This window comes from Tychonema sp. LEGE 06208, from assembly GCF_015207505.1.
In the GTDB taxonomy this organism is placed as follows: Bacteria; Cyanobacteriota; Cyanobacteriia; order Cyanobacteriales; family Microcoleaceae; genus Microcoleus.
Genome location: NZ_JADEWT010000080.1, coordinates 1 through 13,238, shown reverse-complemented (window position 1 = coordinate 13,238; position 13,238 = coordinate 1). Strand labels below are relative to the sequence as shown.

Annotated in this window: 11 protein-coding genes; 7 read left to right on the top strand and 4 right to left on the bottom strand. The window is 44.9% G+C overall.

Features of this window, described 5'->3' with window-relative positions; genetic code table 11:
- Positions 1 to 287 precede the first annotated feature (287 nt).
- Both IQ263_RS19560 and IQ263_RS19555 read left to right on the top strand, forming a co-directional pair.
- The gene (locus IQ263_RS19560) at positions 288 to 3,794 is read left to right on the top strand and encodes a glycosyltransferase (RefSeq protein ID WP_194069484.1); all 3,507 of its coding nucleotides are present in this window, start codon (positions 288 to 290) and stop codon (positions 3,792 to 3,794) included.
- Positions 3,795 to 4,007: 213 nt separating this feature from the next.
- Positions 4,008 to 5,336, top strand: coding sequence for a GH39 family glycosyl hydrolase (locus IQ263_RS19555; protein WP_194069468.1), 1,329 nt, complete (start codon positions 4,008 to 4,010; stop codon positions 5,334 to 5,336).
- A gap of 132 nt (positions 5,337 to 5,468) precedes the next feature.
- Here IQ263_RS19555 and IQ263_RS19550 read toward each other — a convergent pair whose 3' ends face one another.
- Positions 5,469 to 5,768, bottom strand: a complete 300-nt coding sequence (locus IQ263_RS19550) for a contact-dependent growth inhibition system immunity protein (RefSeq protein ID WP_194069467.1) — start codon at positions 5,766 to 5,768, stop codon at positions 5,469 to 5,471.
- Entirely contained in the window at positions 5,765 to 6,304 is a 540-nt protein-coding gene (locus IQ263_RS19545) for an RNase A-like domain-containing protein (RefSeq protein WP_194069466.1), read from the bottom strand. Before IQ263_RS19545 ends, IQ263_RS19550 begins: the two co-directional genes overlap by 4 nt.
- 309 nt (positions 6,305 to 6,613) lie before the next feature.
- Between IQ263_RS19545 and rfbF the strand changes: the two genes are divergently transcribed.
- From rfbF to IQ263_RS19520, 5 genes are all read left to right on the top strand, one after another.
- Positions 6,614 to 7,390: a glucose-1-phosphate cytidylyltransferase gene (gene rfbF, locus IQ263_RS19540; protein WP_194069465.1), complete on the top strand. Its 777-nt coding sequence runs from the start codon at positions 6,614 to 6,616 to the stop codon at positions 7,388 to 7,390.
- A 273-nt stretch (positions 7,391 to 7,663) separates the two neighbouring features.
- On the top strand, positions 7,664 to 8,746 hold the full coding sequence (locus IQ263_RS19535) for an acyl-CoA dehydrogenase family protein (protein ID WP_194069464.1): 1,083 nt from the start codon (positions 7,664 to 7,666) through the stop codon (positions 8,744 to 8,746).
- Positions 8,747 to 8,857: 111 nt separating this feature from the next.
- On the top strand, positions 8,858 to 9,589 hold the full coding sequence (locus IQ263_RS19530; RefSeq protein ID WP_194069463.1) for a cyclase family protein: 732 nt from the start codon (positions 8,858 to 8,860) through the stop codon (positions 9,587 to 9,589).
- 149 nt (positions 9,590 to 9,738) lie between these two features.
- On the top strand, positions 9,739 to 10,485 hold the full coding sequence (locus tag IQ263_RS19525; RefSeq protein ID WP_194069462.1) for a DUF1995 family protein: 747 nt from the start codon (positions 9,739 to 9,741) through the stop codon (positions 10,483 to 10,485).
- Between the two features lie 463 nt (positions 10,486 to 10,948).
- Positions 10,949 to 11,716, top strand: coding sequence for a metallophosphoesterase family protein (locus tag IQ263_RS19520; protein WP_194069461.1), 768 nt, complete (start codon positions 10,949 to 10,951; stop codon positions 11,714 to 11,716).
- Between the two features lie 198 nt (positions 11,717 to 11,914).
- Here IQ263_RS19520 and IQ263_RS19515 read toward each other — a convergent pair whose 3' ends face one another.
- Positions 11,915 to 12,769, bottom strand: a complete 855-nt coding sequence (locus IQ263_RS19515) for a M48 family metallopeptidase (RefSeq protein WP_194069459.1) — start codon at positions 12,767 to 12,769, stop codon at positions 11,915 to 11,917.
- A gap of 151 nt (positions 12,770 to 12,920) precedes the next feature.
- Positions 12,921 to 13,238, bottom strand: a 318-nt coding sequence (locus tag IQ263_RS28765) for a hypothetical protein (protein WP_228050198.1), incomplete at its 5' end; no start/stop codon positions are given.

The following is a 13,238-nucleotide window of genomic DNA, read 5'->3' as shown; positions in this document are numbered from 1 at the left end:
ATTTGTGCGATCGAACTTTAAGTGAATTTGCACAAAAGTAGAAGAAAAACCAATTTAGATTACACTAAAATAGCAACCAGTTAAGTAAATCCACTTAATCAAACGCCAAATACGGATCGCGATCGATATTGTGATGTATTTTTCTTCCTGCTTGCCTCTTCCTGATTACCAATAACTAATCACCAATGACTAATAAAGTTCGCGAGCGGGGACGTTCGCGCTAATGACCAATGACTAATGACCAATGACTAATGACTTCTTCCTTATACTTAACAGCGAATCAAATAATGTCAACAGTTAATCAAACACCGCTAGTCAGCGTAATTATACCAGCATATAATGGCGATCGCTACATCGCGCAAGCCGTAGAAAGTGTCCTAGCGCAAACTTTTACAAATTTGGAAATTATCGTTGTAGACGACGGTTCCACAGATGAGACACATCAGGTATTGCAGCCTTATCTGGACAAAATTCGCTATGTATATCAAGAAAATCGAGGAGTAGCAGCCGCCCGCAACCGAGGAATTCAGGAAGCAAAAGGCGAATTTATAGCATTTTTAGATCAAGATGACTTCTTTGAACCCGATAAATTAGCCGCACAAATAGCACTGTTTCGCTCCTCACCATCCTTAGGAATTGTCAACAGTGGCTGGCGTTTAGTTAACGAGCAAGGCGACGCAATTTCCGACATCACACCTTGGCTGTATTTCCCCAAATTAAACTTAGAAACTTGGATAGTACAAATGCCCGTACTTCCCAGCGCCATGATGTTTTCGCGCCAGTGGCTGGAAATTGCCGGCGGGTTTAACTCAGAGTTTGATTCAGTAGACGATTCAGATTTAGTGCTGCGTTTAGCAGTGCTGGGTTGCGAAGCAGCTTGGCTCCCTCAAATCACAGTATCCTACCGCCAGCACGACAAAAATGTATCAATCAAAAAAGCCCTGAAACAAGCAAATCTTTTTATTACCTTAAAACAGCAATTTTTCGCCAAACCCGATTTGCCGCAGCACATCCGCGAATTAGAAAATCCGGCTTTCTACGAAGCATTGACTTGGATGGCGTGGCAATTGTACTATAGTAACTATCCAGTTGAGGCGGTTGATTTTTTTCAAAAATCTCTCCGCTACAGTCCCTATCCAGCAAAAATAACAGTTACAGATTGGCTGAAACGTCTGGGTAGTATTGCCCAAACTTACGGAAATACAATTGACTTTCAAGCATTAAGAAACCTATCAGAATGGAAACAGTTAATGGCCAGCATACTTTCCTCCAAAACACCCAGAGTCAGCGTCATTATCCCGGCATACAACTGCGAACGCTACATTACCAGAGCTGTAAAAAGCGCGATTAATCAAACTTACAAAGACTGGGAAATCATAGTCGTAGACGACGGTTCTACAGACAGTACAAGTCAAGTTTTAGATGTTTACCGGGACATCATTCAGTACGTCTATCAGGAAAATCAAGGAGCAGCAATAGCCCGGAATCGCGCTTGCGAGATTGCCAAAGGCGAATTCTTTGCCTTTCTAGATGCCGACGACTTTTTCCTGCCAGAAAAAATTGCAAAACAAATTGCTTGTTTTGAAGCTGACCCCTCTTTAGGCATGGTACAAAACGGCTGGTTGATTGTCGATGAAACAGGCAAAGATATTTCCCCAGTTGTGCCTTGGGAATACGCACCAATATTAGATTTAGAAGCATTTGTTTTGTACAAAAGTGTGCGTCCCAGCGCGATGATGCTGCGGCGCGAGTGGTGGGAACGTCTGGGCGGTTTTGACCCTCGCTTTCCGCCAACCGAAGATTTAGATTTTGCTTTGCGTTTGACTTTAAAAGGCTGCAAATGTGCTTGGTTAAAAGAGATATTAACCTGCTACTGCCAGCACGATAGCAATCTCATGTCCGGCGGGCCAAAAGTGATGAAAAGTATGGAAACTGTGATGGAGCAATTCTTTGCGCGATCGGACTTGCCCAAGTATATCCGCGATTTGAAATCCCAAGAACGTTACAGGTGTTTAGTGTGGATGGGATGGCGAATGTATCGTGACGGCTATTTTGGCGAGATGGCTGAGTGTCTCGAAAAATCTCTCTACTACACTCCTTTTTCTGGAGCGCAAACTATTTCCGATTGGATGGAAAGTTTTAAGGGAGATTCGGCAGCATACGGCTACAAATTTGATATTTTTGACTTGACTAATTTAAACGAATGGCAAAGTATAGCATTCACAGCTATCAGCAATAGATATCAATTTCAATTCGCACCGAGTTCGATCGGTTCCCAGCAAGCAACGCACGTACTCATGTACACAGAAGACCACGGAGTAGGAGGTTTAGCTCAATTCAACCATTCACTTTTATGCAAATTAGTAGCCGATGGCTACCGAGTTACTAGCGTTCAAACTAAAACTTCTAATCCTTTAATTACCGAACAGCAGCAGCTAGGTATCGAGCATATTTGGCTGGAGTTCGACACGATGAAAGAGTTTTCGCGAATTGCTTATAATTTAGGCGATTCTGAAAAAATTTATGCACAAGCTCAACCAGATTTAATTATATTTAGCGACGGTTGGGCTATGGCAAACTTTGCCGCGAAACAAGTTGCTATTAAGCAGAAGATACCGTATATAATTGCTCTTGGTTATGTCGATAGTTCTTCTTACACATTCGCTCGCGGCGATGGAATTTCTTATTTGAAAGCAGTGTCGTACCAGTATGGTCTTTCTCGATCGGTAGTAGCAGTTTCTCAGAATAATTTGAACTTATTTAAGAGGATATTCAACAATCCTCTGGAACAGGGAAAAGTTATTTATTACGGCAGGCCGGACAGTTATTTTGAACCGCCCAATCTTTCCAACCGCCAGCGCTTGCGCCGAGAACAAGGCATCCCGGAAGAAGCTGTGGTTTGTTTCACGGCGGCGAGACTGACTCCAATTAAAGGATATCAGTATCAATTGCAGGCGATCGCCCAACTGAAAAATCTGCCAATTTGGCCGCAGCTATACTTTGTGTGGGCCGGCCCCGGTTCTACCACTCACGACAATATGGAGCCGGAATTGAGAGCAACTGTTAGCGAATTAGGAGTCACCGAACAAGTTAAATTCTTAGGACAGCGGTGGGATATTGCCGATTGGTTGGACGCCAGCGACATCTTTATTTTATCTTCCGAATCCGAAGGAATGCCGCTAGCAATTATGGAAGCAATGGCGAAAGAACTGCCCGTAATTGCTACAGCAGTCAGCGGTATTCCCGAAGAGTTGGGAGACACCGGAAAGTTAATCGCCGATCCCAAAATTGACCCGAAACAGACAGCGCGAGAGTTAGCAGAAACGATAGAACTCTGGGCGCAAAACCCCGAATTGCGGAGGCTTGCAGGACAAGCTTGCAAATTGCGGGCTGCAGAAATGTTCAAGGAAGAACGGATGCTTGGGGAATACGCAGAAGTTATCGCAGAAGTCTTATCTGCTAGCAGCAATCGAGATAAATTTGCGGTAGCCCCAAAAGTCCAAAAGCAGATTCAGCAAGTTGACAGTATGCTCAATTACTATTATCTAGTATGGCAGGCATGGCAAGCTTTCGATCGCGGAGATATGTCCGGGATGGCGGAGAAGTTGCAGTTATCATGGAAATGTACGCCGCTGTTTACAACGGAAACTATTTTGAGCTGGATCACGAATTTTGTGACACTATCTGCCGAAAAGGGCGTTAAACTTGATACTCGCTCGCTAGTTGATTCTGAAGCTTGGCAAGAATTGATAGCATCAATCCAGGGTTTTGAAGTTGCCTTGTCTGTTCGTTAAGACTTTGTGCGTTCCCATTTCTAAAAAATGGTTCGCAGTAAGGAATGCAAGTCCTTGTTAGTTGGTAGTAATAACTTGCATTCTTTCTTGGCTTGTGGTAAAAAATGCAAGTCTTTCTTATCTAAAATCTTTGAGGAAGGACTAAAGTTCTCACTACAAACTTACTAAGGTTTGTCATTGCTTCCTGTTGTTCACTTCGCCAGCAAATACAATATGCAATTCACCTTCAAGTTCAAACCTATTAACAAGCTGCTGCCAATTTGCTTGGCGGTGGTAACTATGCTGTTAATCGCCTATTTTGGGCAGCAAAGAGCGATCGCCCAAATGCGATCGAACATCACAGTAGATTTTGGCCAACCAGCCGTCGGTATAACGTCCATGAGCGGCATCTTGCACGGCATCGACCCCAGCAAGCCCCCAGACAACTTAATCAAACCCTTGCAGCCGAAGCTGTGGCGCGCGGGAAGGCTCGACATTTACGATCGAGTAATCGCCAGCGGAGCCGAATTTCAACTATTAGTTAGCGACCTCTGGGGCTACGGTAGCAATCCCAATGGGTGGCCCTATCAAAACTACCCCGCGTGGGAAGCATTCATCCGACAGTTAGCCCAGCAAAATAAAGGCAAAAAAATTATTTGGGATGTATGGAATGAACCCGATTTAAAAAATCCGTTTTGGAATGGTAGCAGAGAACAATTCTTTGAAACCTACAAAAGAGCTTACAAAATTCTGCGGGAAGAATTGGGGCCAACAGCCGTGATTGGCGGGCCGAGCATCAGCACTTACAACAAAGAATACCTCGCCGCCTTTTTGGATTACTGCAAAGCCAACAAACTAGAAGTAAATTTCCTAGCTTGGCACGAACTCAACGATACGATAATTTTATTTGTGGACGACCACGTAATCGATGCCAAGCGCAATTTTCAACAAAGTCCTTTTTACAAGGAACTGAAACTGCAAAAAATTTACGTTAACGAAATTGTTGGAGAATTAGCTCAATATCAGCCGGGGGAAATTTTAGGTTATTTGTATAACTTGGAGTATGCAAAAGCTGATGGTGCTTGTAGGGCTTGTTGGGATACAACTGGAGTTCAAAAAGTTAGCAATTGCTTCAATAATACGCTGAGCGGGATGGTTACGCCTAATACTTTTGAGCCTAGGGCCGCTTGGTGGACATACAAAGCTTATGCTGACGGAGTGAATTCACGGGTGCTTAGCCAATCGGATAACGATCGCCTTGTCGCTTTAGCCAGCAAGTCAAATCCAGAAGGTAAAGCACAGGTACTTTTAGGTTATTTCGACCGCAATTATTCCTCGGCCACAACGGTAACATTAAGCCTCGGAAATTTGGAGCAGCTAGGTATTCAAAAGGGTCAGAAAATTACTCTAAAGTTAGAAAAAATTCCCAACAATCAAGAAGGATCGGTGCAGAAGCTTGTCACGGTTAAAGAAGAAAACTTGTCGGTGGGTAGCGGCAGCTTGGCTTATGTTATCCCTAATTTCAACGTCCATGAAGGCTACTTATTGACGGTTAGCAAGTGATATAGTTTCTGGTTGCACCGGAATTATATAGAGGACACGGCAGTGCCGTGTCCCTACCGCGATTAATTGTAGGGACACGGCAGTGCCGTGTCCCTACAAATATATAGCCGTGTCCTTACAAAGATATAGAGTTTAGCTGGGATTTTTCAAAGATTTTTGCACTGATTCCAGCCATTCTCTGACTGTTTGATTTTCCGATTGTGGGTCATAGTAACAGCCTAATTCATCGAGGATGAATGTTTCTAAGTCGGCTGGGGCGATCGGCATTTCTAGCAGTTTGCTAAGCTCTTGCGATGCGGCTTCAACCGTTTCGCGCGGTTCGCTGCTGCGGTAGTTGTTCACTACATCGCTGGGAGTCTCAGCTTCTAGCGGCCAGTCTTGGTGAAAGTAGGAACTGAAAAATTGGGTTAAATTAGGAAATTGATCGATCATTCGGGATAAGCTGTGAGAATAAAGTATCCGGGAGGTAATTTGGCACTGCGCTGGAGGACTATTTTCAGGCGAGATGCTGAAGTTGCTTTCGATGCGCGGCGGCGCAAAGTAATGCCAATTATTCTGTTGGCGTTATAGTCGATCGTATAACGATTTCCTCGACTTTTAACCCAGGAGTCGATCGCACTTTGGTTTCTGTTCATTGCTTCCGCAATGGCCGATTCGGCGACGGAACGGTCAGTAAAGGAAGATGCAGCAGAAATTCTCGTTTCGCTTGCGAGTCGCTGTGCTAGTTGTGCTTCTGTTTTGCCAACGTGTCTCTCTAAAGTATGTCCTCCTGCGGCTTCGTGAACATCCAATCCGCCGCCCGGTATGCTAGGCACAAAAGCTAGAGTGGTTTGTGGTATGCTGGAAATTTCCGACCCAATAACCGTGGCGTAAACATCAGGTATTGCCGATTGGAATAAGATTGTTATTGAGGCGATCGCGCCTATAATACCTAAAAACTGTTTGAGGCGATCGAATTTAGTTCTCATTGCTGTTTTTTATGTTCATTTTCAGATTTATATACTATTTTTTGTCTGTTTCATAGTTTACCATTAGTGAGTTAAAGATTGCGCGCAGCATTTTAATATACGGTGCGCGGTGCATCGCCCTAGAATTACTGCGATGGCGATTATTCATAAATTTAAGGTGAGGGGTACTTACCCTAGAATTATTGAGCATAGGGGATGATTTCTGCGCTTCACAAAGCTTCACTAACCATGACAAAATGTTAATAATTATTTTAAAAAATACAAATAATTGATGATACATTAATTGATGAGCTTTCAAAAGGTGGAAAAATGCAAGTAGTTATCCTCGCTGGCGGCCTCGGTACTCGTCTCAGAGAAGAAACAGAATTTCGTCCAAAACCTTTAGTTGATGTCGGCGGGCGTCCGATTATTTGGCACATCATGAAAATCTATGCCTACTATGGCTTCCAAAACTTCATTGTGTGCTTGGGCTATCGCGGAAACATGATTAAGGAATATTTCCTCAATTATGAAGCCATGAACAATGACTTTACTGTCTGTCTGGGACGCAAAAATAGCATTACCTATCATGAGGAACATCGCGAACAAGATTTTAATGTAACGCTGGCTGACACTGGCGCAGAAAGCTTGACGGGAGGACGGGTGAAACGGATCGAAAAATATATCGATGACGAGAATTTCATGGTGACATATGGTGATGGAGTTGCTGATGTCAATATTGATCAATTGATGGAGTTTCACAAGTCTCACGGGAAGCTAGCAACTGTGACTACATTTCGCCCGATTTCGCGCTTTGGAATTTTGGATGTAGACAGCGATAGCCGCGTAGTAGAATTTACTGAAAAACCTCAAATAGACGGTTGGATTAGTGTTGGATATATTGTGTTTAACCGCCGGGTATTTGAGTATTTGGGTGGGGATGATTGTGTTTTAGAACAGGAGCCGATGCAGCGTTTGGCGGCAGAGGGACAGTTGATGGCTTACCGTCACGAGGGCTTTTTCTTTGCAATGGATACTTACCGAGAATACAAGTATTTAAACGAACTTTGGGATGAAGGGAAGGCTCCTTGGAAAGTGTGGAAATAAGTTATAGAATTTCTCAGAAAGATGAGGTACTCTCGTGGGCATTGGGCATTGGGCGGAGCGAAGCGGAGGGATTGGGCATACCTCACAACGTTTGAGAACCGCTATATACTAAATCCGGGTTTGGGCTCCCCTTTATGAACCAGTCGGGGCCGACATCGTTTGACTTTCTGGCGGTTTCAACCGCCGAATCATAAAAGGGGTGGCTCATATTTTGTATTAGTTGTGGGGCTTTCCGAAATAATAGTAATGCCAATTTTAAAACAATCATAAAAAATGGATTTTCAAGAAATTCTCCACAGCACAAAAAGTTATCTTAAAGAGTGTGTTGTACCCCGCGCCGAAGTTATCGACGGTGACTCGGAAGCGCTGAAAATAGCAGTTGCTGGGTTGGAAAGTCGATCGCTCTTAGCGTTGCGAGTTCCCCAAAAATGGGGCGGTGCGGACATTCCACCGGAGCTTTTTTACGAATATCAGGAATTGACGGCTCGATATTCTGGGGCTTTGGGTTTCCTGCAAACTCAGCACCACAGCGCAACTGCGATGATTGCCAGCAGTGACAATGAAATGCTAAAAAATATCTACTTGCGGGCGATCGCCCAAAAAGAGTTACGCTTAGGTGTTGGGTTTTCGCATTTAAGGCGATCCTCTTCGAGGGCTTCGCTAACGGGTAATCCGGCTGTCACCGCAACTCCCACAAAGGATGGCTATTTACTGTCGGGGAATATTCCTTGGATTACAGGTTTTGGCTTGTTTCAAAAGTTTATTGTAGCTGCTTTACTTCCCGACAATCGCGCGGTTTTTGGTGTGCTACCTTTTGCCAATATCGATCGTGAATATGGTAAAATAGCTGTCAGCGAAATCATGCAGTTAATCGCCATGAACTCGACTAATACTGTGACAGCAACTCTCGATAATTGGTTGCTGCATGAATCGGAAATAATTTCGGTTAAACCTGTTGGTTGGATAGCCGAAAACGACAGCAAAAATATCCTGAATTCTGTGCCGGCTACTTTTGGCTGTATTCGAGCGGGATTGGATGTAATTGCAACAGTGGCGACTGCTAAAGATTCGCCTGTGATGGCGACGACTTGCCAAAAATTGGAGCAAAAGCTCGATCGGCTAAAACAGAATTTCCGACAATCTCAACATAGCTCAAAAGCAGAACAATTAGCGCTCCGAGCCGCAGCCATTGACTTAGCGGTGCGTTGCGGGCACGCAGCAGTTGTAGTTTCCGGCGGTGCGGCTAACGGTATCCAGCACCCCGCCGGGAGAGTTTATCGAGAAGCTTTGGTGTATACTGTTTCCGGGCAAACCAAGGACGTGATGGAAGCTGCGCTCGATCGAATTGTCAGCTAGCTTTTAGTCCGCTAGCAGTGGACTTCGCTTGACAAGGAGCGGTTTCAACCGCCGATTCATTTGTGCTTGACAAGGATCGCTTTCAACCGCCGAAATTCTTCATTTTCGCCCATGACAAACAACTTTAACTCAAACAATTTAAAAACGATCGCCTACAGACAAATTATCGACTTAACCCATGCAATTCATCCAAATATTCCCATCTGGCCCGGAGATCCGGCGATCGCATTTGAAACCGTATCTCAAATAGAAAAACACGGCTATTTCCTGCGAAAAATTTCAATAGGAGAACACAGCGGCACTCACATCAACGCACCCAACAGCTTCGATCCAGCCGGCGCAAGCATTGATAGTTATGCTCCACAGTCGCTAGTTTCGCCCGCAATTGCGATCGACATCCGCGAGGCAACTGTTGCCAATCCAGACTACACTTTAACGGTAAGTGATATATTAAATTGGGAACAACAGCACAAACTTATAGAACCGGGAAATCTAGTTTTATTGTATACTGGATGGCAAGAAAAATGGGATAACAAGCAAGCATTTTTCAATCCCGATGCAGACGGAATTTGCCACTTTCCCGGATTTGGCAAAGCAGCAACTCAATTTTTGCTGGAAGAACGCTCAGTCGCCGGAATAGGAACCGATACCCACGGAGTAGATCCGGGACAAGATGAAAGTTTTGCGGTTAACAAAATGGTGTTGGGAAACCAGCGAATAGTGCTGGAAAATCTAGCAAATCTCCACTTGTTACCTGCTGCCGACATCACTTTGGTTATCGGAATATTACGTTTGTTGGGAGGCTCAGGCTCGCCCGTGTCAGTGTTAGCTTTTGTAGCTTAAACGCTTGCACATTTAAAGTGTTTGTTGGGGCGAGTCTGAAGCGCACCTCACTCATGGTTGCATGATTGTTTGATATAAAATGTTAGTGTTGATTAGCTTATTGCGGTAAAATTAAAGTGAGAGAAGTCGAGTAAAAATAATTAAGATTGATGACAGAACTGCCAAAGGATCTCAACGAGGCGATCGCCCAATCGCGCATTGCAACAGCCGCCGCCCTCTCGGACGGCAAAAATCTCCTGCAAGTCGAATTAGTATTTCCCGAAATAGCACTGCAAGCACAGTCTATCGCCCAACAATTTCTCCCAGAATTTGAGGAAATTCACTCTGGAGTCAAAGTCTTTTTTCCCGATACTGGTGCGGCGGCCCTCGCCCGTCGCGACTGGGGAGAAACACTGTTTAAAGTGACTGATTTGGGTAGCAGCCGCACCCCTATTGAAGAGAAAATAGCACCGGAAGACGAACTATTTTTGTTAGTGAATCCGGCGGCGGTAGAAGTGGCGCAAGTCGAAAAACTCTACTTAGCGACGGGGGGTCGCCCGGTAATTATACTCAACCCGCGACTCGAAGATGTTGCTACTATAGGGATAGGCTATGCAGCCCGCCAATTGCGCGATCGATTCCTCAACAAAATCGAATCCTCCTACTACATCAGGCCTCTAGACAATGCGGCTTTATTCCGCTGTTATCCGCAACCCTGGCAAGTTTGGCTGGAAACAAATGACGAATACGAACTAATTTCTGAAACCGCCCAAAAACCCGTCGGAGACGATTTAGAGCGGATTTTAAACAAAGCTTTGGGAACCGTCGATCCAAATTCCAACGCACCTGTTAAACCGCTAAAAAAGAAAAGTTTTTTGGCAGAACTTCAGACTTTTCTCAAAGCTTTGACTCAGTGAGATTTGTTAACGCTCGATCGTGGTATTGTAGGGTGCGTCAGCTAGGATTATTTTTGATTTATATAGATAGGGCTTCACTGACGCACCCTACAGAAGTGAGTTATTTTTGAGTTGATTTATCGACAAATAACTGTCGAGTAAATCTCAAATCTCAAATCTCAAATCTCAAACTCGTACGCTCGCGAAGTCGAAGTATCTCAAATCTCAAACTCGTACGCTCGCGAAGTCGAAGTATCTAAAATAGATTGACTCAATAATAACAGTTGCAGAAACGCAATGAAAAGCTTGCCAGTTTTGCTATCTGTAGCAAGACAAACAGATATTAGGGAAAATTACTGAATCTCGATCGCAAGGACTATAATGGGTGAGACCCCTCCTCCCTAAAGAATGAAGGAAATAGCATCAAAATCAGATGGTATAAGCAAGTAATTGGGGTTTTGAGTCAGGGAAGCGGATAAACACAGTGGAGTACCGACGCATTGTTATCGGGGACGTACACGGGCATTACGACGGCTTAATGCTCTTGCTAGAGGCACTTGCCCCGAGCTTGAAGGATCGCGTTTATTTTTTGGGAGATTTAATCGATCGCGGGCCCAAAAGCGCTCAGGTATTAGATTTTGTGCAGCACAGCCCCTACCAAACTCTGCTGGGAAACCACGAACAACTAATGCTGGAGGCTTTGTCGGGGCCGCAGGTGGATATGCGGGCGTGGCAATTTTGGATGTACAGTGGCGGGGAGGCGACAGTCGCCAGCTACAAAGAGACAGGGATGATGCCGTACAAACACTTAGATTGGCTGCGATCGCTCCCTACGTACATTGACTTAGGCGATATCTGGCTGGTACACGCGGGCGTGCATCCGGCTATGCCAATTAACGAACAGTCTAGCGAACAACTCTGCTGGATTCGCAAAGAATTTCACACGATATCGAAACCGTATTTTCCCAACAAATTAATTATTACCGGTCACACGATCACTTTTACCTTTGAGGGTGTGAGGCCTGGGGAATTAGTCAGGGGCCAAGGGTGGTTGGATATTGACACGGGTGCTTATCATCCCAAAAGCGGCTGGCTGACTGGATTTGACCTCAACTACCGCAGAGTTTATCAAGTAAATGTGTTTAACAATCAAGTCCGAATTGTGCCGTTTGACGAAGTTGTCCGACAATTGAAGCCGCAGATTACATTCCCGAAAAGTCAGATTAACCCTGTTGTTCAGCAGCAGGGTTAAATTAAGTTGTAGGGTGCGTTAGTTTGAGTTTGATCGACAAAATCGAAATTCACTTGTTTCTAACGCACTCTACCAAATAGATTTGTTTTTTAACGAACCGCGAAGACGCAAAGATCGCTAAGTAAGAAAAGAGAAGAGAAGAGAAGAGAAGAGAAGAGAAGAGAAGAGAAGAGTTCGCCTTTGACAATTAGAGAATTGCTAGGAAGATCGCAAAAATCGCCGGATTTCCAGCTTGTAAGCCGCATTGTTCAAACCTTCACCGCTAGCCAGATCCGGATCGATCGCTTGAGAAATAGCGGCAATCCGATCGCTCGTAGCCGGGTGTGTGCTCAAAATACTCGGTGGAGAAGACTGATTGAGCAACTTTTTCATAAAATCAACCATCCCAGATTGAGCGTAGCCGGCTCGCCCCATAGTTTCCAATCCCAACTGATCCGCCTCGTACTCAGCTTGGCGGCTGTGGGGGCGGCGCAAAGCCAACTCGACACCAATCTGCACCGCCGCAGAGCGATCGAGCCCTGTCGCCGAAGCTACACCAGAGGCGATCGCCATTTGACGCATTTGTTTAATGGAGTGGCGAGCACTAATATGCGCGATTTCGTGGGCGATGACACTGGCTAATTCCGCTTCATTATCCGCCGCCGCCATCAAACCCTTATTCACATAAACAAAACCGCCCATAGTCGCAAAAGCATTAATATTGTCGTCATCAATCACCTGAAAAGTATAAGGAATATTAGGGCGAGTGCTTTGCTCTGCCAGCCGTTGACCGATGCGGTTGATATATGCTGTAGCAGCGCGATCTCGGTAAATTTTTACTTCTCCCCCCGCCAACTGCTGATTGATTTGTCCGCCAACAGTCACCTCCTGGCGATCGGACATATTCGACAGTTGAATAACTTGAATCCCCCGAAAAATCAGTTCCGGCAAAGAAAACGCCTGTGTTGGTTCCGGGGAAACCACCCAGATACCCGCAGTCACAATCAGCGACAGAAACAGATAAATCCCCCGGCCACAAGTATGCCGGCAAGTCAACCAAAAACTTTTGAACATAATTGATAAGTGTTAAAGGAAGTCATTAGTCATTGGTCATTAGTCATTAGTCATTGGTCATTAGTCATTAGTCATTGGTCATTAGTCATCAGTTATTAGTGCTGTCCCCCCCGAGCTTTCCGTCCCACCTCATCAGGAAGATGGAAGATGGCTATAAGGGCGAAGCTGAGCGGGTGAAAAGATGAAAGATGGAGATAAGACGGCGGTTGAAACCGGATTTACAACAACAAAGTCCCTCTCTAAGAGACTGAAGAAAATAATGTAATTTCAACCGTCCGTTCTTCAACCGGCGTCGGCAGGTTTTGTTTGACTTTCTGGCGGTTGAAACCGCCCGGTATTCTTTTTTTTTTACGAAAAATTCAAAAGTCACTAAATCGGCAGACGAAATAGAACGCTGCTTAGTTGCTATTTTAACTTGTTGCCAAATTTTAACCACTCTCCCCATCTCCCCACTCTCCCCCTCTTCCCC

What these genes read in the sequence shown, in the direction of transcription:
- IQ263_RS19560 (WP_194069484.1), top strand. Translation starts at nt 288, where the DNA reads ATGTCAACAGTTAATCAAACACCGCTAGTCAGCGTAATTATACCAGCA.
- IQ263_RS19555 (WP_194069468.1), top strand. Translation starts at nt 4,008, where the DNA reads ATGCAATTCACCTTCAAGTTCAAACCTATTAACAAGCTGCTGCCAATT.
- IQ263_RS19550 (WP_194069467.1), bottom strand. Translation starts at nt 5,768, where the DNA reads ATGATCGATCAATTTCCTAATTTAACCCAATTTTTCAGTTCCTACTTT.
- IQ263_RS19545 (WP_194069466.1), bottom strand. Translation starts at nt 6,304, where the DNA reads ATGAGAACTAAATTCGATCGCCTCAAACAGTTTTTAGGTATTATAGGC.
- rfbF (WP_194069465.1), top strand. Translation starts at nt 6,614, where the DNA reads ATGCAAGTAGTTATCCTCGCTGGCGGCCTCGGTACTCGTCTCAGAGAA.
- IQ263_RS19535 (WP_194069464.1), top strand. Translation starts at nt 7,664, where the DNA reads ATGGATTTTCAAGAAATTCTCCACAGCACAAAAAGTTATCTTAAAGAG.
- IQ263_RS19530 (WP_194069463.1), top strand. Translation starts at nt 8,858, where the DNA reads ATGACAAACAACTTTAACTCAAACAATTTAAAAACGATCGCCTACAGA.
- IQ263_RS19525 (WP_194069462.1), top strand. Translation starts at nt 9,739, where the DNA reads ATGACAGAACTGCCAAAGGATCTCAACGAGGCGATCGCCCAATCGCGC.
- IQ263_RS19515 (WP_194069459.1), bottom strand. Translation starts at nt 12,769, where the DNA reads ATGTTCAAAAGTTTTTGGTTGACTTGCCGGCATACTTGTGGCCGGGGG.